This window comes from Acinetobacter sp. B-6 (assembly GCF_056930735.1).
The window spans coordinates 1-359 of sequence record NZ_JBXPBY010000060.1; the positions used below are offsets into that span (position 1 = coordinate 1).

Annotated in this window: 2 pseudogenes; both read left to right on the plus strand. The window is 43.2% G+C overall.

Features of this window, described 5'->3' with window-relative positions:
* Window positions 1–99 (plus strand): annotated as a pseudogene (locus AC1Z3T_RS21220) (3-oxoadipate CoA-transferase); the annotation flags it as partial.
* Window positions 100–234: 135 nt separating this feature from the next.
* Window positions 235–359 (plus strand): annotated as a pseudogene (locus AC1Z3T_RS21225) (acetyl-CoA C-acyltransferase); the annotation flags it as partial.

Below are 359 nucleotides of genomic sequence, written 5' to 3' on the forward strand. Positions count from 1 at the left end.
AACGGTTTAAAAGTGATTGAAAAAGTAGCGGGTCTCAGCTTTGAAGAATTGCAGTCGATGACGGGTGCTGAATTGGTTGATGCAACACAGCAGAATTAATAGATGAAATCCCCCTAAATCCCCCTTTGTTAAAGGGGGACTTCACCTAAAGAAATAATGGGCTGAAGTCTCTCTCCTTTTTAAAGGATGAAAAGCACTGCTTCGCAAGGGGGGAGATTATTTAAGGAAAAACACATGAAAAATGCTTATATCATTGATGCCATTCGAACTCCATTTGGTCGTTATGCCGGTGGGCTTGCACCTGTAAGAGCGGATGATTTAGGTGCAGTGCCAATTCAAGCCTTGATGCAACGCAACCC